This is a genomic window from Sphingomonas sp. (genome assembly GCF_036677245.1).
In the GTDB taxonomy this organism is placed as follows: Bacteria; Pseudomonadota; Alphaproteobacteria; order Sphingomonadales; family Sphingomonadaceae; genus Allosphingosinicella.
In genome coordinates this window covers 1-24513 of record NZ_JAKFCG010000070.1, presented here as the reverse complement: position 1 = coordinate 24513, position 24513 = coordinate 1, and the positions used below count along the sequence as shown (strand labels likewise).

Genomic DNA, 24513 nt, shown 5'->3' with positions numbered 1-24513 from the left:
CCACTGTGATCCCATCGGCTGCGAAGGCGGAGACGGCGCCCGATTAGCGCATCGCCTCCGCCGCTCGGCCTAAAGTTGATCGAGCATATGCTCGGCGGTGCTGACGCTGAACGCGCCCGGCTCCTCGACGTTGAGCTGGGTGACGACGCCGTCGTCGACCACCATCGAGAAACGCTGGCCGCGCTGGCCCATGCCGAATTTGCTGGCGTCCATCTGCAGGCCGACCGCCTTGGCGAAATCGCCGTTGCCGTCGGCGAGCATTGTCACCTTGTCCTTGGCGCCGGCATTATCCGACCAGGCGTTGAGCACGAAGGCATCGTTGACTGCGGTGCAGGCGATCTCGTCGACGCCTTTGGCCTTGAGTTCGTCGGCCTTGGTGATGAAGCCGGGGAGGTGACGCGCGGAGCAGGTGGGCGTGAAGGCGCCGGGCACCGAGAACAGCGCCACCTTGCGGCCCTTGAAGAAGCTGTCGCTGTCGACCGGCTGGGGGCCGTCCGCGGTCGCCTTGACGAAATTGGTGGTGGGAATGCGATCACCGACTTTGATAGCCATCTTCTTCGCTCTCTCTCTACAATGAAGGTCGTGAGCCTCTAGCAAGGCTCAATGAGGCGCGATAGTGGCTTGGCTGGGCGCGTGGCCGGGAGAGGCGAAGCGAATGGACGAACCACGGTTCCTCAGCGGTCAGTTCCTGCTCGCCTTGCCGGGTATCGGCGATCCGCGCTTCGAGAAAGCGGTGATCGCGATGTGCGTCCACGACGAGGCCGGCGCGCTCGGCATCGGCCTGGGCCGCATCATTCCGCGCATCGGCTTTCACACCCTGCTGCGCCAGCTCGAAATCGATCCCGGCGTCGCCCCCGACGTGCCGATCCACCTCGGCGGTCCGGTCGAGCCGCAGCGCGGCTTCATCCTCCACACGCTCGACTGGAGCGGCGAGGACAGTATCGAGGTGAGCGGCCGCTGGGCGCTGACCGCAACGCTCGACATATTGCGCGCGATCGCGGAAGGGCGGGGTCCGTCGCGATGGGTGGCGGCGCTCGGCTATGCCGGCTGGGGCGAGGGGCAGCTCGATCGCGAGATGGCCGGCCATGGTTGGTTCGCGACGCCCGGCGGCGATGCCCTGCTCTACGATTGCGACGTCAAATCGCGCTGGGAGAATGCGTTCAAGAGCGCCGGCATAGACCCGCGTCTGCTCACCTCCGACTTCGGAACCGCTTGATTGCGGCCGCGGCCGCAGTTGGTTCGCGCCCTGAAATTCGCGCCCTGAAAAAAGTCTTAAAAAAAGAAAATATGTCTTAGGTTCCGTTAACCAATTCCAGTCACTTCCCGAAAATTCCGTTGTGGGAACTAGAGCTTACCGGCGCACCGACGTGCCGGGGGGACACGGGGAATCATAGTGACAAATCACCTTTTGAAGGGCGGCGTATGCGCCGCCGTGATCGCTGCCGGCTTTTTCATGCAGCCGGCGCATGCAGCAATGAACTGCTGGAACGCGCAGCATGTCGCGGCCGCGAAGATCCGCGATCTTCAGTCGCGGCTGATGGTCGCGACGATGCGCTGCAACGCGATGGGCATCAACGTGCTGCCCGCCTACAATGAATTCGTGCGCACCAACCGCGGGACGATCCAGGATGCGAACGGCGTGATCAAGGCGCAGTTCGCCAAGGGCTTCGGCGCGCGCGGCCAGACCGAATATGACCGCTTCACGACCGTCCTCGCCAATGCTTATGGCGCAGAGCCGACCAATGCGTCGGTCTGCCGCGAGACAGCCGAGCGTGCGCAGGACGCCGTCGCCGCTCGGGGCGATGTCCAGCGGCTGCTCGACATCGCGGACTCGATGGGCTCGGAGCCGAGCCTGCCGGGCGGCAGGTGCAAGGTCACCTTCGCTTCGATCGGCGAGTAACCCGCAAATCTGCAGGCGGGTAATACACATATAAAGATATCTTTATATTTGCCTTGGGAGGCGGGCGCGGCTAGAGCAATCTGCTGCGGCCGCCTCTGCCATTTCGGGCGGCCTTTGCCTTCTTGAGGAGAGCGTCGTGGCCACCCAGCCCGAGACGAAATTCGACGATTATGTGATCCGCGACATCAGCCTTGCCGACTTCGGCCGCAAGGAAATCGAGATCGCCGAGACCGAGATGCCGGGCCTGATGGCGCTGCGCAGCGAATATGGTGCCGCCCAGCCGCTCGCCGGCGCGCGGATCACCGGCTCGCTCCACATGACCATCCAGACCGCGGTGCTGATCGAGACCCTGATCGCGCTCGGCGCCGAGATCCGCTGGGCCTCGTGCAACATCTTCTCGACCCAGGACCATGCCGCCGCCGCGATCGCCGCGCGCGGCATCCCGGTGTTCGCGGTCAAGGGCGAGAGCCTCGAGGAATATTGGGATTACGTCGATCGCATCTTCGACTGGGGCAATGGCGAGACCGCCAACATGATCCTCGACGACGGCGGCGACGCGACGATGTTCGCTTTGTGGGGCGCTCGAATCGAGGCCGGGGAGGAGTTTCCGGCGCCCGAGAATGAGGAAGAGGAAATCTTCCAGCGCTTCGTGCGCGAGCGGATCAGGCAATCGCCCGGCTTCCTGACCAAAACGGTGCAGGCGATCAAGGGCGTCTCGGAAGAGACCACCACCGGCGTCCACCGGCTCTACGAGCTCGCCAGGAAGGGCAAGCTCCCGTTCCCGGCGATCAACGTCAACGACAGCGTCACCAAGTCGAAGTTCGACAATCTCTACGGCTGCAAGGAAAGCCTCGTCGACGCGATCCGCCGCGCGACCGACGTGATGCTCGCCGGCAAGGTCGCCTGCGTCGCCGGCTTCGGCGACGTCGGCAAGGGCTCGGCCGCGAGCCTGCGCAACGGCGGCGCGCGCGTCATCGTCACCGAAGTCGATCCGATCTGCGCGCTGCAGGCGGCGATGGAAGGCTATGAGGTCGTGACGATGGAGGAAGCGGCTAAGCGCGCCGACATCTTCGTCACCGCGACCGGCAATGCCGACGTCATCACGCTCGATCACATGCGCGAGATGAAGAACATGGCGATCGTTTGCAACATCGGCCATTTCGACAGCGAGATCCAGATCAGCGCGCTGTCCAACTTCAAGTGGATCGAGATCAAGCCGCAGGTCGACGAGGTCGAATTCCCGGACGGCAAGAAGATCATCGTCCTCGCCAAGGGCCGGCTGGTCAATCTCGGCTGCGCGACCGGCCATCCCAGCTTCGTGATGAGCTCGTCGTTCACCAACCAGGTGCTCGCGCAGATCGAGCTGTGGGGCGGCGCCGACAAATATTCGAACGACGTCTATGTCCTGCCGAAGCACCTCGACGAGAAGGTCGCCGCGCTTCACCTCGAGAAGCTCGGGGTAAAGCTCACCAAGCTGACGGAAAAGCAGGCGGCCTATATCGGCGTCCCGGTCGAAGGGCCGTTCAAGCCCGAACATTATCGCTACTGAGCCTGATCGTTTGAGGTGGAAGCGCTTCGCGCTTCCGCCGAGAGCGTGAATCAGGCTCGCTTCAAATGGTCTGAGGAAGCTCCTCGGGTACGTCGGGATAAAGATCGGCGATCGGCCCCAGCACGGCCTTGAGCGGGTCCAGCCAGGCTTCGTAGGCCTTCCAATGGTCGAGGCCGCTCGGGTCGATCGGCCGGCGGACCTGCTCGGCGCTGGGGGTGCGGACCGCGCGGGTATTTTCGTGGAAACGCAGGCACGCTTCCTCGAACGGAAGCTCGAGGTGCGCGAGCAGCTTGCGGATCTGCGCGTCCGGCTGCGCCACCAGATCCTCGTGGATCACGCGGTAGACCCGACCGGGTAGCACCTCGTCATAATGGCGGAGCAGCCGCACGTAATCGCGATAATAATGGCCCATGTCTTCGAGCGAATAAGCGAAGGCCTGGCCGCGCGCGAAATGCTGCTTGAAGTTCGAAAAGCAGCAGGCGAGCGGGTGGCGCCGAGCATCGATGATCTTTGCGTCGGGCAGGATCAGCTGGATGAAAGCGATATCGATCCAGTTGTTCGGCAGCTTGTCGACGAAAAAGGGGCGATCGGTCTTGCGGTGCAAGCCGGCGCGCCGGAGATATTCCTCGCGCAGCCGCCTCAGGGCGGAAGCGTCGAGCTCGGCGAGCAGTTCCGGGTAGCTGATGTCCGGCGAGCGCCACAATTCGCTGATGAATTCCCGCGCCAGTACGGGGATATAGGGAAGCTCGGACGTTCCTTCGACCATCGAGTGGCTCGACAATATCTGCTCGACCAGGGTCGAGCCGGCGCGCGGCATGCCCAGCACGAATATCGGATCGGCGGCGGTTTGTTCGTCCGGGCGTCGCGTGTCGAAGAAGTGGGGTGAGCTGAGCGCGATCAGCCGGTCGACCTGGTCGCTGAGCTTGTCGGCATCGTAGCCGAGCATGCTGCGCCTGATGCCGTTGGCGGTTGAATAATGGGCGAACGACTCTGCAAAGCGGCCGTCGTCCTCATAGGCCTTGCCCAGCGCGAAATGGAGGTGCAGCCGGCGATCCGGATCGTCTCCCGCAGTCTCCAGCGCGGCGAGCATCGCGGCTCGGTCAGTCTCGCCCAGTTCGACCGTCTTGAGGTTGGCGAGGCTCCACCAGGCTTCGCCAAGGCCGGGATCGAGCGCGATCGCCCGGCGATAGGCGCTGATCGACTCCGCGAGCCGGCCGACGGTCTTGAGGACATGGCCGTAGCTCATCCACAGCGCCCCCCGGTCGGGATGAACATCGAGCAGTCCGCGGTAGGAGCTTGCGGCCTTGTCATAGTCGCCGATCGCCGCGAGCGATGCCGCTCGCGTGCTCTGCGCCCGAAAATGGCCGGGCTCGTAGGCGAGCAGCTCGTCGAGTGCGGCAATCGCTTCGCCGCGCCGATTCTGCTGCATCAATGTGTCGGCAAGCTTGAGCCGTGCCGCAGTGAAACGGGGAGCGAGCGCGATCGCCTGACGGAACAGGCGCTCGGCTTCGTCATGCGCGGCGACATGCAGCGCGATCTGGCCGAGCATGTTGATCGCCGCAGCATCGTCGGGAACGCTCCCGAGATAGGGGCGGAGCTGATGCTCGGCATCGCGCCAGCGGCCTTCGGTGATAGCCCGCGCCGTCTGCACCAGGATCGGATTGTGTGCCGAGGCGCGGATCGCGTCCATCTCGGCCTGTTCGGCCTCCGCGTCGCGGCCAAGGCGGCGCAAAGCGCGGGCGACGAGACGCAGGGCGTGGCCGTGATGGGGGTCTTTGCCCAAAATCTCCTGCGCCTGCTCGAGCGCCGCTGCCGGGTCATCGCCGAGCAATCCGCTGGCGTGTGCAAGCGCCGCCACAACGTCCTCGGCTGCGTCATCTCTGGCGTCGGTCATGCCGCTGTCGCTCCAGGCGCGGAAAGGTCGAGCGGGCGTGCGCGGATCCAGCGCGACGCGAGCAGCTTCGTGCCGCGTGTGACTGGAAGCCCGGCGTGAAGCGCGTCGGCATGCGGGCGGCCGTCGCGATCGGCGTTGACGAACAGGATGGCGTCTCCCGCAGCACCGCGCACTTTGAGATCATTGGCGAGGAAGTGCGTCTCTCCGCCGGCATAATCGTCGTTGAGATAGATCAAAGCGGTGCAGATCCGCTGATTGGCGGCGTTCGGCAAGGCATCGCTGTGCGCCTTATACTGCTGGCCCGTTCCGTAGCGGAGGATTTGCAGCGGCTCGCCCTGCTCGGCAGCGGTCGCGCTGATCGCCGCAAGCCTGCGGTTGAGCGCGTGGACGGCAGGCGTCTCATAGGCGAGAGGAAAGGCAGCGACATCGGAACTGCGCACCGGATCTTCGATCAATTGTCCGGTGTCGGGGTGGACGACGACCGAGCGGGTGAAGAAGGGGCTCGCGACATTGATCAGATAGTCGCATTCACGGCGGGTGAAGAGGCCGCGATAGAGCGCGACCTGTGGCCGGCTGCTGAGGATTTCCGGTTCCGGCACCGTCGCAGGGTCGCCATCGGACGTGAGCTGCATCGCCTCCAGCAATTCGATTTCTTCGTTGGCCTCGCGATGGCCGGATGACCTTCTCGCCAGAAGGCGCAGTGCTTCCCGCCAATCCCGGGTGCCGCCGGTGCCGTTCGCGAGGAAAGCGATGAATATGGGTTCCGCATCGCCGTGACCCGCAGCGGCGGCGCGTTCGAACAGCTGGCGCGCAGCCGCCAAGTCGCGTCTGACATGCTGGCCGGACAGGCACCAGGCGGCGAGTGTGAATGCGGCATCGGGATCGCTCTCGGCGACGCCGCGCCGCAGCAAATCCAGTGCCTCGGGCAATCGCCCGCGCGAGGCGAGCGCCTCGGCAGCCTGAGCGGGCGAGGGCGTCACTGCTCCCATCGGCCGAGTCTGTGGCAGCTTGGGGTTGTGGCGGCTACAAAAAAAGGGCCGGAACTTGCGCTCCGGCCCCTCGAGATAGCGTTGTTTCCGCTCAGAATTTGGCGACGGCGCCAGCGTAGAAGAAGCGGCCGACGTTATCCCAGATCGCGCTCTCCGCAGTGATACCCTGATTGCGGAACGGCGGCAGTTTGTCGGTCACGTTGTCGACACCGAAGTAGATGTTGAAGTTCGGTTTGATGTCATAGCCGAGCCGGATGTCGTGGTACCAGCGCGCTGGTGCCCAGACCGGATCGGAATAGTCGCTATTCTGGGCGGGCCGGCCCTGCTTCGAGAAGAAGAACTCATATTCGGCCGTGTTGATCGCCAGCTGCTTGCCGACGTACCGCAGGTCGTAACCGAACGACCACCCGTTATTAGCCTTGAACTCGGTCTTGAGGACGGCCTGATCCTGGGGATCGCCCATTTCCTTCAGATACTGGTCGGCGCGGCCCGGATCGACCGGGTCGAGGAACTCATCCGCCTGGAGGACATGGGTATAGAGAAGCCTGCTCGACAGCGTGCCGATGCCGATATCGCGGCGATAGCTCGCCTCGAAGTCAATGCCGCGCACCTTCAGCGCCGCGAAGTTGAGCGGCGTCACCTCGAGCGTGCCTTCGAGTATCTGGCCTGGGATTTCCTGGTGGGATCCGCCGCTCGGGCCGGCGCGCTGGATCAGATCGCAGAACTGGTTGTCGAGATCCGGCGCATCGTAGCAAGCATCGACGATGGTCTGCGCATCGACCGACTGGATGACCTTGTCGACCTTGATGTCGTAATAATCGACCGAAAAAGAGAAACCCGGCACGAAGCGCGGCTGAACGACCGCGCCGATCGTCAGTGATTTGGAGCTCTCCTCGCGAAGGTCCGGATTGCCGCCCGACAAGATCTCGAGCGACTGGATATATTGGTAATCATAATCCGGCCCGATACCCGCTGCGCGGCAATTCGCCTCACGGGTCGCGCTGCCGCTTGAAATGTTGCGCAGCGAGCAGGGATCGGCGAAGCCGGGCGCGAAATTCTGGCCAAGCGTCTGGTAAAGCTCGGCCAGGCTCGGCGCGCGCACCGCCTTGGCATAATTGGCGCGGAAGCGAATGTCCCGAACCGGTGCCCAGTCGACACCGGCGTTATACGCGAAGACGGTGCCGGTCGCGCCCTTGTAATCCGCGACGCGCCCGGCGCCCGTGAGCGTCAGCTCGTGCATGAACGGCTTGTCGCGAAGCAGCGGGATGCGAAGTTCGCCGAAGGCTTCCTTCACCTCGAACGACGGCGACGAGAAGGTCTGCAGCGCGTTATAAAAGGTCAGACCCTGCTCGACGAGCGGATCGGCTTTGAAGAAATTGGTCTCTCGCCGATATTCCGCGCCGATCGAGAAGCCGACCGCGCCGCCTTGCAGGTTGAACCACTCGCTGGTGTCGCCCGACATGAAGCCGTTGAACACGAGCTGGGTGATCTTTCCCCGCGAGACCGTGTCCTGCATCAGATAGTTGCGTGCCGCGCTGCTGACGGTGCCGAGACCGAACAGATTGACCGGAACGCACTGCGCGATGTCGTTCGGCAGCTGCGCCGCGGCAGCGGCTTGATCGAGTGCGCTTTCATAAGGTGCGGCGCTCGAGGGATCGAGCTGTGAGCGGCAGACGATGTTGCCGGTGCCCGGATCCCGGACGGCGTCGGTCGCGAGCAGGTAGCGCTGCACGTTCAGATTGCCGCCGACATGCGTCCTTTCCTTGAAGTGCCCGTAGTTGGCGGAGACTTCGTAGGTCCAATCCTCGTTGAACGTGCCGCGCACGCCGCCGACCAGACGATAGGTCTTGCGCTTGGCGACTTCGTTGCGGATCCCGAGATCGAAAAGATTCTTCCAGATCGTGAAGCCGAATTCGTCGGCGTCGTTCGCCCCATTGCCCAGCGGATTCCCGTCGGCATCATAATCGCCATAATAGTCGCCATAGCCCTGGCGGATGACATCCAGCGCCTGCGGAGTCAGGAAGGCATTGTCGGTGTAGAAGCGGTCGCGCGGAGACCCGAAGGTGGAGCCGGCCTGGGTGAAGGCGGGGCCGGTGAAGCCGCTGCCGCGAGACGTCGACTTGATGTATTTCGCTTCGAAGAACGGCTCGAACGCCTCACTGACGGTGAAGTGGCCCAGCAGGTTGAAATTGTAGCGGTCGTTGCGCGGCAGGAGCTGCAGCTGCCGCATGTCGCGCAAATGATCCTGGCGGTTGGCATTGACGAATTGCCCATAGGGCGGAATGCCGACGCGGTCGCCGGTCAGCTCGACGAGGTCGCCGTTCGGCTCGAACGAATAAGGGTTCGCGAACGGCCCGTCGTTGAAAAACACGACATAGCCCTGGCTGCTGAGGGTCGCCGAAGTGCGGTTCCTGATGAAGATCCGATCCGGGGAACTGTCGCTCGGCGCGCTTGCCGGGTCGGTGTCGACCACCGTGAAGTTCGCATTCTCCGAATAATAGCTGCGATTGCTGCCGAGATATTGATTCTGGCGCGTATATTCGAAGCTCCCGGCGATATTGCCGCGGCCATCGGCGAAATTCTTGCCGGCGATCGCGCTCACCAGATAGCTGCCGGCGTCGCCGCGCGAGCTGATGCCGCTTTGCCCGCGAAGTTGAATTCCGTCATAGTCGCGCTTGAGGACGAAGTTGACCACGCCGGCGATCGCGTCCGAGCCGTAGATCGCGGAGCTGCCGCCGGTGACGATGTCGACGCGTTCGACCAGATCGGTCGGAATCTGGTTAACGTCGACTGCGGTACCCGAATAGAGAATGTCGCCGGCGACGTGCCGGCGGCCGTTCTGCAGCACCAAGGTGCGGCCGATGCCGAGGCCACGGAGATCGAGCAGGTTGAGACCAGCGGTGCCGAGCCCTTCGGTCGAATTGGCCTGGCCGAGCGTGCTGCGCAGCGCCGGCAGCTCGTTGAGCGTGTCGCCGATCGAAACCCGGCCGGTTTCGAAGAACTCTTCGCCGCCGATCGATGCGATAGGAATGGTCGATTCGAGGTTGGGCCGGCGAATGCGCGATCCCGTGACGACGATGGCTTGCTCGTCGGCGGTGGCGCTCGTGTCGCCGGTCTGCGCGGTATTGGCCGCGGACGTGCCGGACTCGATCTCAGGCTCGCTCTGAAGCGCCTGCGGAGGAGTGACCTCGGCCGGGACCTCTTGCGCGAAGGCGGGCGAGGTCGCGAAAATGCCGAGCGCCGCAGCCGAGCGGAGCGCGCTCGTGCCGAGCAGACCATATCGTTTCATGGATTTCCCTTCAAAAATTCTTAGCCGGCGTTGTTGCGGCTCATTAGGCCCGAATTGAAGGTTAACGCGTTTCGATTCAAGGTTAACGCGGCGTTCATCAGAGCAATGGCGTTTCGCTGTCACGCATCTGCAACAGGTGCGGCAAATGCGGTGTTGATCCAGTTTAATCCAAGGATTCCGCGATGATACCGAAGGCCCCGCGTGAGTCGCGAAAGGGGGCGGAACAGCCGAATCGAAACGTGCCATCTCGCTCGAGGCCTTTCCCTAGAAGGGAGAAGTGCTTAGACGGCGATCATGGCCGCGGCAGCAAACCTCAGCGCGTCGGATAGCGCTGTTCCGATCCTGCTAAGCAGTGCTTGAATGATTGAATTCTCGCGCACGGCTCTCGCGTCGATCGCGCTGTTTTGCGGGCTCTGGCTCGGGATCGCCGGCTGGGCGACGCTTGTGGGGCTGCGGCGTCGTCGCGAGGCGGCCGCGCAAGATCGGGAGCTTGCAGGCGCCGCGATGCTGCTCGCGGCGAGCCCGGCATTGTCGCTCCTCGTTCATCATGACGGGACAGTCGACGGCTCGGCGCGTGTTTTCGATCTGCTCGGCCTTGATCACGCCCCGGCGCGGGTCGAGGACGCTTTCGCGCGCCTGAAGCCCACAGACGCGGCGACGCTTGCAGCTCGGCTGCGCGACGTCGCTTTGGGGGGCGGCAATTTCTCGACGGCGGTCGCGCCGGAAGGCTCGCCGCGCGTCTTTCTCGTGCGCGGGTCTCCCGCACCGTCGCCGTTTCCCCACGGGGCGGTGCTGTTGTGGTTCATCGACGCGACCGAGACCGAGGAGCAGATCGCGGCACTGCGCGGCGAAGGCGAACGCCTCTCTTCCGCGCTCGACGCCTTGTCGGGGCTGATCGAGGCGGCACCTTTTCCGATCTGGCATCGCGGCCCCGATCTGTCGCTGGCGATGGTCAACAGCGCCTATGTCGAAGCGGTCGAGGCGGACAGCGCGCTTGCGGTGATCCGCGCCGGCATCGAGCTGGTCGATGAAGGGGAGGGCCGGAGCGCGATCGACCAGGCTGCCGAGGTGCGCGAGAAGGGCGAAGCATCGGCGCGCACCGTGCCGGCGACGATCGCCGGTGAGCGGCGGATGATGCGCGTCGTCGAGGTGCCGCTCGGCAGGGACGGGGTGGCCGGCTTCGCGATCGACGTCGAGGATCGCGAGCAGGCGCGCGCCGATCTCGCGCGCTTCGTGCGGGCGCAGCGCGACATGCTCGATCGTCTCTCCGCGGGTGTCGCGCAATTCGGGCGCGATCGCAGCCTGATCTTCTTCAACCAGCCGTTCGCCCGACTGTTCTCGCTCCAGGCCGACTGGCTCGCCGACCGCCCCGAATTCGATCGCGTGATCGATCGCATGCGGGAGGGCGGAAACCTGCCCGAGGTGCGCGACTTCCCGGATTGGAAGGACGAGAAGCGGGGCTGGTTCACCGCCGGCCTCGTCGCCGACGAGGAAGACTGGCTGCTCCCCGGCGGCAAGCATCTTAGAGTCGTCGCGCAGCCGCTGCCCGACGGTGGGCTGCTGCTCATCTTCGAGGATCGCACCGAGCAGATCCAGCTCGCCTCGGCGCGCGACACCTTGCTGCGCGTTCGCACCGCGACGTTCGACAATCTGTTCGAGGCGGTCGGTGTGTTCGCATCGGACGGGCGGCTGCATCTGTGGAACAATCGCTTCCGCGAGCTTTGGCAGTTCGACGAAGAGCAGCTCGCCGCGCACCCGCGGGTCGATATGCTGACGCCGCACCTCGCCAAGAAGCTCAAGAACCCGTCCCATGCCGGCTTGATGCGCGAGCTGGTGCGCACCGCCACCGTCGAGCGCAAGCAGCGCAAGGGCCGGGTTTCGCTGGTCGACGGCCGCGACTTCGAGTTTGCTGCGGTGCCGCTGCCCGACGGCAATGCGTTGTTCACGATGCTCGACATCACCGATTCAAGGGTGATCGAGACGGCGCTGCGCGAACGCAACGAGGCGCTCGAGGAGGCGGATCGGCTCAAGACCGCCTTTGTCTCGAACATGAGCTACGAGCTCAGGACGCCGCTGACATCGATCAGCGGCTTCGCCGAAATGCTCGCCGGCGGCTATGCCGGCGAGTTGCCGGCGCAGGCAGCCGATTATGTCAGCGCGATTCTCGACTCGGTGGCCCGCCTCGGAGCGCTGATCGACGATGTGCTCGACCTCACCCAGAGCGATTCGGGCAGCCTGTTGCTCGCCGAGGATCGCGTCGATCTCGCCGCCTTGTGCCGCGAGGCAGCCGCTGCGTTCCAGGAGACGGCGCTGCGCAAGGAGATCGAGTTCGTCGTCGACGTCAAGCGCAGCATCGGCGAGATCACCGGCGACCGGCGGCGGCTGCGCCAGTCGCTCGACAATCTGCTTCGCAATGCCTTTGCCCACACCGGCGAGGGTGGCAGGATCGCGCTGCGCGGCGGCGGAAATCACAAGCATGTCGAGATCAGCGTCTCGGATACGGGCGCTGGGATTGCCCCCGCCGATCAGGCGCGCGTGTTCGACCGTTTCAGCCGCAGCGCCGACGGCGTGGCGGTGGAGGAGGCGGCGCTCGGGCTTGGGCTGCCGCTCGCCAAGCAATTCGTGGAGGCGCACGGCGGATCGATCGAGCTCCAGTCGAAGGTCGGCGAGGGCACCACTGTCACCGTGCGCCTGCCGCGCACGACCGCTGCCGCCTGATGCGCCTCGTCCGCGCACCGGCTTGATGCGTCTTCCCGATGCGAGTGCCACCGGCAGGCTGGGTCAGGCTCTGGCGAGATCGTTGCGCGTTGGTGATGTCGTCGCCTTGTTCGGCGATCTCGGTGCCGGCAAGACGACCTTGGCGCGGGGACTGCTTCGCGGGCTCGGCTTCGACGGCGACGTTGCCAGCCCGACCTTCCCGATCGTCCAGGTCTACGACGACCCGGGTATGCGCCTCCCGCTCTGGCACGTCGATCTCTACCGCATCGAGGACCAGGAGGAATTGCCGGAGCTGGCGCTCGACGAGGCGCGCGACGAGGCGGCGTTGATCATCGAATGGCCCGAGCGCCTCGGCGGCGCGCTGTGGCCCGACAGCCTCCGGCTCCACCTCGAGGAAAGTAGCGACGGCGCGCGCTCCTTGACAGCCCAGGTGCCGCCCGCTTGGGAGGGCAGATGGCCTCCACGATGATTCCGCCGGCGTCGGCGCCGGCATTTTTGGCTGCCAACGGCTGGGCTGGTGCCGACATCCGCCCATTGGCGGGGGATGCGTCTTTCCGCCGCTATTTCCGCGTTCACCGCGACGGCGAAAGCGCCGTGCTGATGGACGCGCCACCCGAGCATGAGGATGTCGGGCCGTTCCTCAGGGTCGCGCATCATCTGCTCGAACGCGGGTTCACGCCGCCGCGGCCGCTCGCGCTCGACCGCGAAAAAGGGCTGCTGCTGCTGGAGGATTTCGGCGACGACAGAGTGGGGCCGGTGCTCGCCCGCGAGCCGCATCGCGAACGCGAAATCTACGAAAGCGCGGTCGATACGCTCGCTGCACTCGGCCGCACGCCCGCGCCGCGCGACATCCCGCCTTACGACGCAGCGGCAATGGAGCGCGAAACGGGACTGCTCACCGAATGGTATGCGCCGGCCGTCGCGATCGACATCGACGAGGCCGGTTACCGCGCCGCCTGGCAGGCGGTGTGGGGCGACGTCCTCGAATGGGTCGCGCGCAAGCCGGTGCTGGTGCTGCGCGATTATCATGCCGACAATCTGATGGTGCTTCCCGGCCGCCGCGAGCTTGGCCTGCTCGATTTCCAGGACGCGCTCGCCGGCCATCCGGCCTATGATCTGGTGTCGCTGCTCCAGGATGCGCGGCGCGACGTCGATCCGGCGCTCGAGGAAGCGATGCTCGACCATTATTACGAGGCGGCCGATATCACCAATCCTACCCAGTTCCGTGCGCATTACGAGATTTTGGGAGCGCAGCGGAACAGCAAGATCCTCGGGATCTTCACCCGGCTTTGGAAGCGTGACGGTAAGCCGCACTATCTTCCGCTGCAGCCGCGGGTGTGGGGCTATCTCGAACGCAATTTGGGCCACCCGGCGCTCGAGCCGGTCCGCGCCTGGTTCGACGCAAACGTACCGCCCGAAAAGCGCGCCGCCGCCTGGGCGGCCGAGGGCAGCCGATGACGCGCACCCAGCGGCCGCTCGCGATCCGTCCCGATCCGCAAGTCGCGGTTCCCGAAGTGGCATTGGTCATGGCTGCCGGGCTCGGCAAGCGCATGCGCCCGCTCACCGCCACCCGCCCGAAGCCGCTCGTCGAAGTGGCGGGCAAGATGCTGATCGATCATTGCTTCGATCGCCTCCGCGCGGCGGGGGTCAAGCGCGCGGTCGTCAACGTCCACTATCTTGCCGACGCGCTCGAGGCGCATCTCGCCAATCGCGTGAAGGGCATCGACATCATCGTGTCCGACGAACGCAGCCAGCTGCTCGAAACCGGCGGCGGCTTGATCAAGGCGCTGCCGTTGATCGACGCCGATCCCTTTTTCGTCGTCAATTCGGACAATCTGTGGATCGATGGACCGCTCGATTCGCTTCGCCTGCTGGCGTCGAGCTGGGACGATGCGCGGATGGACGCGTTGCTGCTGCTGGTCCCGCTGGCCCGCGCGAATTGCCATTCCGGCCAGGGTGATTTCCACATGGGAGCGACCGGGGCGCTCCGCCGCAAGAAGAGCGGCGGGGTCGCGCCGTTCGTCTACACCGGCATCCAGATGGTCTCGAAGCGGCTCTGCGAGGGGCCGGTGCCGGAAGGCCCGTTCTCGACCAACATGCTGTGGGACCGTGCGATCGCCAAGGGGCGCTGTTTCGGCGCGGTCCATCAGGGCCTGTGGTTCGACGTCGGCACGCCGAGCAACGTCACCAAGACCGAAGAGCTGCTCGGCACGATCTGATCGGCACCGGCTGATCGGGATCATCTGACGGCTTGATCTCGACGCGGCCGCATCGAAGCGGCTAGTCCCTGGGTGTGAACCCGTCGTCGCGCCCATCCGTCTACACGATCCCGCCGCATCGCGCGTTCGCCGATGCGCTCGCGGCCGGGCTGATCGCGCGTCACGGCAGGGACAAGGTGGCGCTTGCCCAAGGGATCATCCTCGTGCCGAGCAATCGCGCCGCACGGGCGATCACCGCCGCCTTCGTGCGGCGCTCGGATGGGGGGCTGCTGCTGCCGCGCCTCGTCCCGATCGGCGACGATGATCTCGAGGCACGGATCGGCGGCGCGATCGAACCGCTGGATGCGGCCGACGCGATACCGCCAGCGATGGCGCCGATCGAGCGGCTGATGCGGCTCGCCCAGCTCGTCCAGCAGCACATGCCTGGCGAGATGCAAGCCGCCGAAGCGCTTCGCCTCGCGGAGGATCTCGCGCGCACGCTCGATCACCTGCTGATCGAGGAGGTCGATCCGGCCCGGCTGCACGGCATCGCCGCCGATCTCCCGGACCTTTCGCTGCACTGGCAGAAGTCGCTCGACCGCCTGCGCATCATCCTCGACGAATGGCCAGCAATGCTCGCGGCGCGCGGCTGCATCGAGCTCGCCGACCGCCGTAACCGGCTGCTTTCGGCCGCGGCCCGGCGCTGGCGCGAGACGCCGCCGAAAGGCTTCGTCGCCGCGGCCGGCATCACCACCGGCGCGCCCGCGGTCGCGCGCCTGCTGCGCACCGTCTCGCGATTGCCCGACGGGCTTGTCGTCTTTCCCGCGCTCGACCTTGCGATGCCGGACGAGGAATGGGACGCGCTCGGGCCGCACGAGCCCGACCCGCTGAAGAGGGCCGATCCTGCGACGCGCCGCCGCCCGTCGATCGAGACCCATCCTCAATTCCACCTCAAACTGCTTCTCGACCGGATGGGAGTCGGACGCGGCGAGGTCGAGCGCTGGCGCTATGGCGGAGCCGAGGGCGCGCGCCGCGACGCACCGGCGGTGCGCAGCCGCGCCATCTCGCACGCGATGGCGCCCGCCTCCTTCACGTCCAAATGGCAGGCGCTCAGGCCGGCGGAGCGGCGGCTGGGCGGCGTCCGCGCGCTCGAGGCGGCCGATCCCGCGCAGGAAGCCCAGGCGATCGCGATCGCGATGCGTGAAGCGCTCGATCAGCCCGGCCGCACCGCGGCGCTGGTCACGCCCGATCGCCTGCTCGCGCGCCGGGTTTCGGCGCACCTCAAACGGTGGGGCGTGGAGGCGGACGACAGCGCCGGCCGGCCGCTTTCGGAGACGCCGCCGGGCACGCTCATCCTTGTGCTCGCCGCGGCCGCGGTCGAAAGCTTCGCGCCGGTGCCGTTGCTGGCTTTGCTCAAGCATCCGTTGGTGCGGAAAGGGGAGGCGCGCCTCGCCTGGCTCGACGGCGCGCGGGCCCTCGATCTCGCGTTGCGGGGGCCGCGGCCGCCGGGCGGCCTCGACGGCATCAGCACGCATCTCGCTCAAGGCGATGCGCGCGATCATGAGATTCGTCAGCGTGCCGCACTATGGTGGGCCGAGGTCGCGCCGTTGTTGGCGCCGCTCGAGCAGGCGTTCTGCGCGGCGCGCCCGAGCATGAGCGCATTGATCGCGGCGCTGCGCGAAACGGTGTCGGCGCTCGCCGGGGATGAAGCCTGGGCCGGACCGGCAGGACGTTGCGCGGCAGACCTGTTCGCGTCGCTCGAGCCGGCGGCGGAGCATGGGCCGGCGCGCCTCGATGTCGACAATCTGCCGCCGTTGCTCGAGCAGCTGATGGCTTCCGCGGCGGTTCGCCCGCCTTATGGCCAGCATCCGCGGCTGTTCATCTGGGGCCTGCTCGAGGCGCGTCTGCAGCACGCCGATCTGATGATCCTCGGCGGCCTCAACGAAGGCACCTGGCCATCGCTACCGACCCCCGATCCCTGGCTCGCGCCGCGCATCCGTCACGACCTTGGACTGCCGGGGCTCGAGCGCCGGATAGGGCTCGCCGCGCATGACTTCGCCACCGCGCTCGGCGGTCGCGACGTGCTGGTGACTCGCGCCCGCCGCGACAGCCGCGCGCCGGCGATCGCATCGCGCTTCTGGCTGCGGCTCGAGGCGATGACCGGCGGGCTGACCCGCGCGCCGCGCCTCCGCTCCTGGGCGCACGCGATCGACCAGCCGGCGGACTATAAGCCGGCCGCGCGGCCCGCGCCGGCGCCCGATCGCGCGGATCGCCCGGAGCGCATCTCGGTCACCGAGGTCGACCGGTTGAAGGCCGATCCGTTCGCTTTCTACGCGCGCAAGATGCTGTCGCTCGCGGCGCTCGACGTGATCGACGCCGATCCAAGCCCGGCCTGGCGCGGCAGCGCGGTGCACGAGGTGCTGGAAAAGTGGATGAAGGAGGATGATTGCGATCCCGCCAAGCTGCGCCCGCGCGCCGAAGCGTTGCTCGCGCGCAGCAGCGCCCATCCGCTGATGCGCGCCTTGTGGCAGCCGCGCCTGCTCGAAGCGATCGACTGGATCGCGGAGGAAATAGACCGCAATAAAGAAGCCGGGCGGCGGCCGTTGCGAGCCGAGGCCGACGGCAAGTGCGTGATCGAGGGCGTCATGCTCTACGGCCGTGCCGACCGGATCGACCGGCTGGCCGACGGGGGCCTTGCGATCGTCGATTACAAGACCGGTCGCGCGCCGAGCGCCAAAGCGGTGCACGATGGCTATGCGATGCAGCTCGGCTTGCTCGGCCTGATCGCCGAGCATGGCGGCTTCGACGACGTCGAAGGGCTCCCGGCCGCGTTCGAATATTGGTCGCTCGCCAAGGACAAGGGAAGGCTCGGCTATGTCGCCAGCCCGACCGGCGGGCGCAGCGGCGTGGATCCGGGCGAGTTCACGACCCTGGCGGCGCGCAATTTCATCGCCGCCGCGCGTCTCTGGCTGACCGGCGAGGCGCCATTCACCGCCAAGCTCCACCCGGCTTATGCGCCGTACGAGGAATATGATCAGCTGATGCGGCTCGACGAATGGTACGGCCGCGAGGCGGAGGACGATGCTCCGCGGCGCGAGGAGGCGGGCCGCCCTGACGGGGGCGGAGGGGCGGCTCCGGCGTAATATAAGGCTCTTGCGAGGCGGTGGTCGCGAACGGAGAGTGCTTGTGCGCTCAATAAGCCGCTTCGAGCAGCCCCTCGATGACATGATGCTGCTTCACCGTCCGAAGCTGGTCGACGAGCCGATAGGTCAAATGCTCGAGCATTTCGGGCGGGATGCTCTCGGCATAGGCGCGCGTGATCTGCAGGTCGTGATGTTTGGCGTTGGTGCCGTCGGGCGCATCGGCGCCGACCACCAGCACCGGCCTCGCCCGGTCTGAGCGGTTGGCGGTGCCGCGGTGGATGGTCAGCGCCGAGCGTGCCGAAATGTCGCCCATCTGCGGAAGCTTCTGCACCGCGCGTTCGATGTAGCGGGGATAGAGCTCTTTCGGCGGGAACATGCCGTTGGGGTATTGCGACAGATCGTCCCATTGCGTGCCGAGCGCGATCTCGAGCGGCCCCATCTCGACGATCGTGTCGACCGCCGTGAGATTGAATGCCAGCGAGTTGAGGCGTCGCCCCACCAGGGTCGCGGCGGGCGCGGCGAAGTCGCGATGCCACGGCTGGTCCTGAGCGCCCGGGAACGGAATGTCGAAACCGACCTCGACCACCTTGTAATCGGGGCCGAGCACCGCCTTACAGACCGCAACGAACCAGGGATGGGTGACGATGTCGACGAGGCCGCGGATACGCTCCGGATGGACCTCGACATAATAACGTTCGGGGCCGCGCGGCAATGCGCTGCCCGGCGTCGCAACGGCTTCGGCGAACAATTTCTCGATGTCTTCGCGCATTCGCTCGGTCCACTGGCGGCTGAACGCGCCCTTGAGCGCGATGATGCCGTCGCCGTAGAGGCCGCCCATGATCGCAGCCGGATCCAGATCCCGATCGTTCATGCCAATTGCATTCGCATCGCGTGTCGTCCCAAGTCGCTTATACTGATTGCGAGGAAGCTGTCCTATCCGATGCAAGCCGCTGGACCCGATTCAGTTCCGCCCCGCTTCACGATCGACGCGGATCCGAATCCCCGCGGAGAGGAGCGACGCATTACGATTACCGGGCCTGAGCGCGGCTCCGCGGTGGCGGTGCGAAGGGTCTATCGGCTCACCGGCACCGGGCAGCAGGATTACCTCGATTGGTTCGCCGCGATCGCGGAAGATTTCGCAACCCGCATGCCACGCAATCGCCAGCCGCAGCCGGCACCCGGCCCCGCCCAGCCGTGGCGACCCCTGCTGACGAGCAATATCTCGCCCGACATCCTCTATGGCTATGGCGACCCTGCGGTGCTGCGTACCGAAGAGGATGGCGCGCCCGTCTATTACCTGGTCGTCACCTCGAACGATGCGCCCAATGCGTTTCCGATCCTCCGCTCACGCGATCTCGAGCAGTGGCAGCTCAAAGGCTTCGTGTTTCCCGAGGGACGCTGGCCCGACTGGATCGCGCAAGGTGTCGGAACGAGCGATTGCTGGGCGCCCGAGCTGCACCGCTCAGGCGACGAATATCTGCTCTGCTTTTCCGCCCGCGAGCAGGACGGCACGCTTGCCATCGCGATCGCGCGATCGGCGCACCCCGAAGGACCGTACAGCCTGCCCGATTGGCCGCTGCTGCGCGGCGGGATGATCGACCCGAACATCTTCGTCGATGCGGACGGATCGATCTTATTGCTGTGGAAGGAGGACAGCAACGATCGCTGGCCGGCATTGCTCGCCGCGCTGCTCCACGAACGGCCCGCACTCGCGCGACCGTTGTTCGACGATCCTGCGGATCAGCGCACGGCGGCACTGGCGGGCGCGCTCTGGCCGCTGGTGCGCGGGCTCGAGCCGATGGAGCGCTTTTTCGCGCTGCAGCCGCTGATCGAGGCGGCAGTCGAAGATTTCACGCTCCTTCGCCGCAAGCTGGCCCGCCTCGATCAGGAAACGTCCGGGAAAGCCGTAGCGGAGCCGATCCTTGAGGCGATGCGCACGCCGATTTTCGCGCAACCCCTGACACCCGACGGCCAATCGCTGATCGGATCCCCGGGCATCATCCTCGTCAACGATCTCGCTTGGGAAGGCCATTTGATCGAAGGGCCGTGGCTGACGCGCCATGACGATCACTATTATCTGTTCTACTCGGGCAACGATTTCTCGACCGCCGAATACGGCATCGGAGTCGCCATCGCTTCGTCTCCGCTCGGCCCGTTTCGCAAGATGGACGATCCGATCCTGCGCTCGTCGGCCGATTGGCGGGGCCCAGGCCACCCCTCGGTCGCGCTCGGGCCGGACGGAGTCCCGAGGTTGTTCTTTCATGCCTTCGTCCCCGGCCGGGCCGGCTATAAGGAGTTCAGGGCCTTGCTGAGTTGCGGATTGGCGTTCGGGACCGACAGCGTCGATCCGCTTGGGTAGCGCCGGAACAGCCGGTGCTAGGGAGCGTTTCACCTCTGTAACTATAGTGGAGACTGTCGATGAGCGATCCGGATCGCAACGCTACGGTGGAAAAAGAGACTGTGATCGTCGAGCGCGGCAGTGGCGGCGGCATCATTGCCGCGATCGCATTGCTGATCGCGGTCGTCGCGGTGCTTCATTATTTCGGGATGCTGCCTTTCTAAAGCATTGAGCGAAAAGGTGGGTACCGGCTTTTCGCGAGCAGCAATGCGGTATCAAAGGTAAGAGAGCAGGTTGCGATTCCACTTCATCGCAACCTGCTCTCGGCTATTTGTCCCGATCGCCGATCTTGTTGCGCCCCGCATAGAGCAACGCTGCGACGATCGCGGCAGAGCCGATCCCGACCGCGACCCGGGTCGCCAGTTTCTTGTTTCGCATGGCATCGCTTTGCTTGCCTTCCGCGCCGGCGGCTATGTCGCTCGCTCCTTCGGCATTGCTGGAATCGGTGTTGCTGGGGCGGGTATCGTCGGGCGGGGATTTTCGAGCAGGCATCTCACTCTTCCATGCTTCACGCCGGGCCGAAGCGGCTTCGGCTGATGACCTCGGTTTAGAGAGCCACTTGGGGGTTTCCAAGCGCTACGTCGGCAAATTCATGCGTGCGAAGCGTCCGCCGCACGCCGCACGAGCCGATCACACCACCAACGCCACCTTGTTCGGTCGCTGGCCGACCGAGCGATAGACGCGCGGTCCGAGGTCGAGACGGAAGGGGCCCATCTTGCCCTCGGGTGCGTCGGGCTCGCGGCCGACGAGATAGGAGGCCGCGGTCTGACCAGAGCGGCGGTTGCCCCACTCGTAGAGGACGTTGATCGCGACCAGCGGGATGAACAAGCGGCGTCCCTGGACGCTGATCTCGCGCACCTCCTCGTTGCTCATCGAGACGGCGCTGCGCAGCCGTGCTCCCTTGCGCGGCGGGATCGCAAGCACCTTCGAGACCGACGGGCCGGTGCCGATCTTTTGGCTGAAGAAGGCATTGATCTGCTCGTCCTGGTCGGCGCCGGCGTTGAACATCCGGGCCGCCACCCGAATGTTGCCGGCGACCATGTTGCCGACATTCTTGATCAGCAATTCATATTGCACGACCGCCTCGGTCTGCGTCGCCGCTGCCCGATCGGGGATGAATTCGAGGTTCAGCCACGGTCGGATCGCCAGGCCCACGACGCCGGAACCCGCGGAAACGGCGGGAGCCGGTGCGGCCGGCGCGGGCGGGGCGGGCGCCGGGTGCGCAGGCTGCGCCGGAACCGGCTGCCGAGCGGAGGCCGGCCCGGCAGGTGCGGGCCGCAGCAAAGTGCTGACCACCGGCCCAGCTGGTTTCGACGCGACCGGCGGCGCCGGCTCAGGGGCGGGCTCTGCTACACTTGCCGGAGCGGGAGAGCGTGCGATCCCAGCTTGCGGTTCCTCCGGCGCCGGTTCGGCATAATAGGCCTCCGCTTCTTCCACGCCTGCGGTGCGAAGCTTTCGTGCGACGAACAGGGCTACGGCCGCCGCGATCACGACGGCAAGGAACAGGTAAAGCCAACGCAGCGCACTGCCGGGTTCTGCCGCCTGCTCAGCGGCTACGCTTGGTTCGGACGGTGCAACCGGGGCTGCATCCAGCGCCTCGGGCGCAGAAAGCGGGACGTCGCTTGCCGGGGCCGTGGCCGGCTCGAGCGGCGCACGCACCGGCGGGCGCGTGCGCTCCGGCGCGACGCGTTCCGGATCACGGGCGCCATCGTCAGCCTCTGCTGCCCGCGCCGGCGCTGCCGGCGCGTTTGGATCGGGTGCCGGGGCAGGGGTTTCAGCCGTCCCCGCCGGCGGAGCCTCGGTGGCTGGAGGTGTGGCGGGGGGCTCCTCCTGAGGCGCCGGGGTGGTCGTCGTGCCGGGAAGCTGGAAGCCGCGCAGCTGCGGCGGGCCGATCGTCACATTGTCTTGCGCCTGGTCTTGCGCCTGCAGCCCGGTCGGAAGCATCAGCATCGCAACGCTCAGCACCGCCAGGGCCAGCTTCCCAAATCTTGCACTCATCGGCCTTAGCGATCCTTCCAACTCTCGGCCCGTTCGGCCAAGCCATTCTGCAAAGGTCTTGCGCAAAGACCCTGCCCGAAGACGCTGGTCCAAGACCTGGCCCAGAGCTTCGCCAGGTTCCTGCAGCGCCGCCTGCCATAGCCAAACAGCCGGGCAGGAGAAGGCCGAAAGCGGGATTATCTGCGCCGAAGCGGGTCCCGGCTTCGGCGGCCCGTTCATTATCTCACGCGGAGACTTTGCGCGGCAATACAAATTTCGTATGAAGCAGCAATCCGCATCGCGGTCAGAACATCAAGGGGACCTGTTTTCATGCTTAAGAAATTTGTCGCGGCCGCTGCCTCGATCGCGCTTGTGGCGACGCCCGTTCTCGCGGCGGGGGGCCATGCGGCCTCGTCCGACGTCGCGCCGGCGAGCGAGACGATCAGCGGCGACAACCAGCAGATTTATGGCGCGAGCTTGCTCCTCCAGGCCGGTATCCTGCTTGCCCTGATCCTGGGCGGCTATTTCATCTACGAGGCGATCGACAACCCCTCCAGCCCCTGATCGTCGGCGCCCTGATCTTTAGAGACACGGCGCCGGCCGCCCGAATGGTTCGGTCGGCGCCGGGGCAGCTTCGTTGCGATAGGGCGTCCGCTCCGTCGAGCGATGGCGAAGCGGTCCATCCGCACCTATAGCAGCCTCGATGTCGGCTGACTTCCTTCATGGCTAATCGCCTCAAGCCGCTATCTCCCTTGAAGGGGGATCAGCATCGGGCTTCGGCGCCGCGCGATCATGCCGCGCTCTCGGCCTCCGCGGGCACCGGCAAGACGCACGTGCTCACCGCGCGTGTGCTTCGCCTTCTGCTCTCCGGAGTCGATCCGGGCTCGATCCTCTGTCTCACCTTCACCAAAGCGGGCGCTGCCGAAATGGCCGACCGCATCCATGCCCGGCTGGCATCCTGGGTGCGCTTGAAGGACGCGGATCTTCGCAAGGAGCTGTTCGCGCTCGATGAGCCCAATGACGAGGTGGCGCTCGCGAACGCGCGGACGTTGTTCGCGCGAGTCCTCGATGCGCCGGGCGGCGGCCTGCGCATCCAGACGATCCACGCTTTCGCGCAATCGTTGCTGGCGGCCTTTCCGGCCGAGGCCGGCCTGGTGCCGGGCTTCAGGCCGCTCGAAGGACGCGAGGAGCAGCTTCTGGCCCGGCAGACCCTTGCCGACCTGCTCGTGCGTGCCGAGCGCGAGGGCGATCTCGGGCTGATTGCCGATCTTCAGGCGCTGAGCCATCGCCTCGGCGAGGGTGGCGCCGAAGCCTATCTGATGCAATGCGCGCGCGCGCCAATTGCTGCGCTCGGAGTCCGCGAGGGCGTGGAAGCGCGTCTCCGGCGCGCGTTCGGATTGCCCGCGGGAGACATAGAGGAGGCGATCGTCGCCGAATGCGGCGATGATGTCTTCGATGTCGCCACGTTGCGCCGCATCGCCTCGCTCAATGCCGGCTGGACAACCAAGAGCGGGCAGGAGCGCGCGGGGCTGTGCGAGCGCTGGCTCGTCGCCGCGCCGGCCGAGCGTGCCGCGCTGCTCGAGCAGCTTCACGCGGTGTGGGCCAAGAAGGATGGTGAGATACGCTCGTTCGGCCGCGGCCAGGCTCCCGCGGATGATGATTATGCCGCCTTCGCGAGAGCCGCGTTCGATTGCTGTGCGCGGCTGGTCAGCATGCGCAAGGTCGCCGGCTTTGTCGCCTTGCTCGCTGCCGGCCTGCGCGCCGGCCAGAGCTTCGCCTTGGCCTATGCCGGCGCCAAGCGCGCCGCCGGGCTGGTCGATTTCGACGATCTGATACGCGGGGCCGAGCAATTGCTCCTGACGCCGGGGATGGGCGATTGGGTGCGCTACAAGCTCGACCAGTCGATCGACCACATCCTCGTCGACGAGGCACAGGACACCAACGATCGTCAGTGGAACATCGTCCGGGCGCTGGCGCAGGAATATTTTGTCGGCGAGGGCGCGTCATCCCGGCACCGGACGATCTTCACCGTCGGCGATTACAAGCAGGCGATCTTCGGTTTCCAGGGCACCGACCCGGAATCGTTCAACACCGCCCGCGCGTGGTTCGCGCGCGAGGCGCGTGCTGCCGAGCAGGATTTCCTCGACCTGTCGATGGACCGCAGCTTCCGCTCTGCGCCGCCGATCCTGGCATTGGTCGACCGGGTGATCGAGGAGCTCGGCCACGACGCGCTTGGGCTGCCGGATCCGCCCAACAGCCACGAGAGCCACCATCACGATCGGCCCGGCACGGTCGTGCTCTGGCAGCCCTATAGCGAGGAGAATGAGGGCGACGATGGCGACTCCGGCGAGGAAGGCTGGGTCAGCGACGTGGTGCGGCGTTATGCGGCCCGGCTCGCCAAGCAGGTGCGGGCGTGGCTCGACCATCCCTTTCATGTCCAGGCACGCGGCCGGCCGCT

General features: G+C 66.1%; 19 protein-coding genes. 12 read left to right on the top strand and 7 right to left on the bottom strand.

What is annotated here, in order from left to right; translation table 11 throughout:
- Positions 1–69 precede the first annotated feature (69 nt).
- The gene (locus tag V6M48_RS08350) at positions 70–552 is read right to left on the bottom strand and encodes a peroxiredoxin (RefSeq protein ID WP_332812081.1); all 483 of its coding nucleotides are present in this window, start codon (positions 550–552) and stop codon (positions 70–72) included.
- A gap of 103 nt (positions 553–655) precedes the next feature.
- On the opposite strand from V6M48_RS08350, the gene V6M48_RS08345 reads away from it, so the two are divergent.
- The 3 genes from V6M48_RS08345 (at position 656) to ahcY (ending at position 3449) form a co-directional block, all read left to right on the top strand.
- Complete coding sequence (locus tag V6M48_RS08345) at positions 656–1216, top strand: YqgE/AlgH family protein (RefSeq protein ID WP_332812080.1); 561 nt, start codon at positions 656–658, stop codon at positions 1214–1216.
- 258 nt (positions 1217–1474) lie between these two features.
- The gene (locus V6M48_RS08340; protein ID WP_332812079.1) at positions 1475–1900 is read left to right on the top strand and encodes a hypothetical protein; all 426 of its coding nucleotides are present in this window, start codon (positions 1475–1477) and stop codon (positions 1898–1900) included.
- Positions 1901–2036: 136 nt separating this feature from the next.
- Positions 2037–3449 carry an adenosylhomocysteinase gene (ahcY, locus tag V6M48_RS08335; RefSeq protein ID WP_332812078.1) on the top strand — a complete coding sequence of 471 codons (1413 nt, stop codon included), beginning with the start codon at positions 2037–2039 and terminating at the stop codon, positions 3447–3449.
- A 61-nt stretch (positions 3450–3510) separates the two neighbouring features.
- Here ahcY and V6M48_RS08330 read toward each other — a convergent pair whose 3' ends face one another.
- The 3 genes from V6M48_RS08330 to V6M48_RS08320 all read right to left on the bottom strand — a co-directional run bounded on the left by V6M48_RS08330 (position 3511) and on the right by V6M48_RS08320 (position 9621).
- Entirely contained in the window at positions 3511–5343 is a 1833-nt protein-coding gene (locus V6M48_RS08330; RefSeq protein WP_332812077.1) for a tetratricopeptide repeat-containing sulfotransferase family protein, read from the bottom strand.
- Positions 5340–6332, bottom strand: a complete 993-nt coding sequence (locus V6M48_RS08325) for a 2OG-Fe(II) oxygenase (protein ID WP_332812076.1) — start codon at positions 6330–6332, stop codon at positions 5340–5342. Before V6M48_RS08325 ends, V6M48_RS08330 begins: the two co-directional genes overlap by 4 nt.
- A 91-nt stretch (positions 6333–6423) precedes the next feature.
- Complete coding sequence (locus V6M48_RS08320; RefSeq protein ID WP_332812075.1) at positions 6424–9621, bottom strand: TonB-dependent receptor domain-containing protein; 3198 nt, start codon at positions 9619–9621, stop codon at positions 6424–6426.
- A gap of 360 nt (positions 9622–9981) precedes the next feature.
- On the opposite strand from V6M48_RS08320, the gene V6M48_RS08315 reads away from it, so the two are divergent.
- The 5 genes from V6M48_RS08315 (at position 9982) to addB (ending at position 17680) form a co-directional block, all read left to right on the top strand.
- On the top strand, positions 9982–12339 hold the full coding sequence (locus V6M48_RS08315) for a sensor histidine kinase (protein WP_332812074.1): 2358 nt from the start codon (positions 9982–9984) through the stop codon (positions 12337–12339).
- A 25-nt stretch (positions 12340–12364) separates the two neighbouring features.
- On the top strand, positions 12365–12808 hold the full coding sequence (gene tsaE, locus V6M48_RS08310; RefSeq protein WP_332812073.1) for a tRNA (adenosine(37)-N6)-threonylcarbamoyltransferase complex ATPase subunit type 1 TsaE: 444 nt from the start codon (positions 12365–12367) through the stop codon (positions 12806–12808).
- Positions 12793–13797: an aminoglycoside phosphotransferase family protein gene (locus V6M48_RS08305; RefSeq protein WP_332812072.1), complete on the top strand. Its 1005-nt coding sequence runs from the start codon at positions 12793–12795 to the stop codon at positions 13795–13797. The genes tsaE and V6M48_RS08305 overlap by 16 nt, the downstream gene beginning before the upstream one ends.
- Positions 13794–14558: a nucleotidyltransferase family protein gene (locus V6M48_RS08300; RefSeq protein WP_332812071.1), complete on the top strand. Its 765-nt coding sequence runs from the start codon at positions 13794–13796 to the stop codon at positions 14556–14558. Before V6M48_RS08305 ends, V6M48_RS08300 begins: the two co-directional genes overlap by 4 nt.
- 74 nt (positions 14559–14632) lie before the next feature.
- Positions 14633–17680, top strand: a complete 3048-nt coding sequence (addB, locus tag V6M48_RS08295; protein ID WP_332812070.1) for a double-strand break repair protein AddB — start codon at positions 14633–14635, stop codon at positions 17678–17680.
- A 49-nt stretch (positions 17681–17729) separates the two neighbouring features.
- On the opposite strand, the gene V6M48_RS08290 is transcribed toward addB, so the two are convergent.
- Positions 17730–18551 (bottom strand): phytanoyl-CoA dioxygenase family protein, encoded by an 822-nt coding sequence (locus V6M48_RS08290; protein ID WP_332812069.1) that lies wholly within the window; start codon positions 18549–18551, stop codon positions 17730–17732.
- A gap of 183 nt (positions 18552–18734) precedes the next feature.
- Here V6M48_RS08290 and V6M48_RS08285 point away from each other — a divergent pair, with 183 nt between their 5' ends.
- Together V6M48_RS08285 and V6M48_RS08280 are read left to right on the top strand one after the other, a co-directional pair.
- Entirely contained in the window at positions 18735–20039 is a 1305-nt protein-coding gene (locus V6M48_RS08285) for a glycoside hydrolase family 43 protein (RefSeq protein ID WP_332812068.1), read from the top strand.
- Between the two features lie 59 nt (positions 20040–20098).
- On the top strand, positions 20099–20242 hold the full coding sequence (locus tag V6M48_RS08280; RefSeq protein ID WP_332812067.1) for a hypothetical protein: 144 nt from the start codon (positions 20099–20101) through the stop codon (positions 20240–20242).
- Positions 20243–20345: 103 nt separating this feature from the next.
- Here the strand turns inward: V6M48_RS08280 and V6M48_RS08275 are convergent, their stop codons facing one another.
- Positions 20346–20570: a hypothetical protein gene (locus tag V6M48_RS08275; protein WP_332812066.1), complete on the bottom strand. Its 225-nt coding sequence runs from the start codon at positions 20568–20570 to the stop codon at positions 20346–20348.
- 138 nt (positions 20571–20708) lie between these two features.
- Complete coding sequence (locus tag V6M48_RS08270) at positions 20709–22076, bottom strand: hypothetical protein (RefSeq protein ID WP_332812065.1); 1368 nt, start codon at positions 22074–22076, stop codon at positions 20709–20711.
- Between the two features lie 309 nt (positions 22077–22385).
- On the opposite strand from V6M48_RS08270, the gene V6M48_RS08265 reads away from it, so the two are divergent.
- Positions 22386–22619, top strand: coding sequence for a hypothetical protein (locus V6M48_RS08265; protein ID WP_332812064.1), 234 nt, complete (start codon positions 22386–22388; stop codon positions 22617–22619).
- Positions 22620–22777: 158 nt separating this feature from the next.
- Positions 22778–24513, top strand: a 1736-nt coding sequence (locus tag V6M48_RS08260) for a UvrD-helicase domain-containing protein (protein WP_332812063.1), incomplete at its 3' end; no start/stop codon positions are given.

Coding starts and splice junctions, on each gene's coding strand:
- V6M48_RS08270 (WP_332812065.1), bottom strand. CDS start 22,076: ATGAGTGCAAGATTTGGGAAGCTGGCCCTGGCGGTGCTGAGCGTTGCG.
- V6M48_RS08290 (WP_332812069.1), bottom strand. CDS start 18,551: ATGAACGATCGGGATCTGGATCCGGCTGCGATCATGGGCGGCCTCTAC.
- V6M48_RS08265 (WP_332812064.1), top strand. CDS start 22,386: ATGCTTAAGAAATTTGTCGCGGCCGCTGCCTCGATCGCGCTTGTGGCG.
- V6M48_RS08330 (WP_332812077.1), bottom strand. CDS start 5,343: ATGACCGACGCCAGAGATGACGCAGCCGAGGACGTTGTGGCGGCGCTT.
- V6M48_RS08280 (WP_332812067.1), top strand. CDS start 20,099: ATGAGCGATCCGGATCGCAACGCTACGGTGGAAAAAGAGACTGTGATC.
- V6M48_RS08350 (WP_332812081.1), bottom strand. CDS start 552: ATGGCTATCAAAGTCGGTGATCGCATTCCCACCACCAATTTCGTCAAG.
- tsaE (WP_332812073.1), top strand. CDS start 12,365: ATGCGTCTTCCCGATGCGAGTGCCACCGGCAGGCTGGGTCAGGCTCTG.
- V6M48_RS08315 (WP_332812074.1), top strand. CDS start 9,982: ATGATTGAATTCTCGCGCACGGCTCTCGCGTCGATCGCGCTGTTTTGC.
- V6M48_RS08345 (WP_332812080.1), top strand. CDS start 656: ATGGACGAACCACGGTTCCTCAGCGGTCAGTTCCTGCTCGCCTTGCCG.
- V6M48_RS08305 (WP_332812072.1), top strand. CDS start 12,793: ATGGCCTCCACGATGATTCCGCCGGCGTCGGCGCCGGCATTTTTGGCT.
- V6M48_RS08340 (WP_332812079.1), top strand. CDS start 1,475: ATGAACTGCTGGAACGCGCAGCATGTCGCGGCCGCGAAGATCCGCGAT.
- V6M48_RS08320 (WP_332812075.1), bottom strand. CDS start 9,621: ATGAAACGATATGGTCTGCTCGGCACGAGCGCGCTCCGCTCGGCTGCG.
- V6M48_RS08275 (WP_332812066.1), bottom strand. CDS start 20,570: ATGCCTGCTCGAAAATCCCCGCCCGACGATACCCGCCCCAGCAACACC.
- V6M48_RS08300 (WP_332812071.1), top strand. CDS start 13,794: ATGACGCGCACCCAGCGGCCGCTCGCGATCCGTCCCGATCCGCAAGTC.
- V6M48_RS08325 (WP_332812076.1), bottom strand. CDS start 6,332: ATGGGAGCAGTGACGCCCTCGCCCGCTCAGGCTGCCGAGGCGCTCGCC.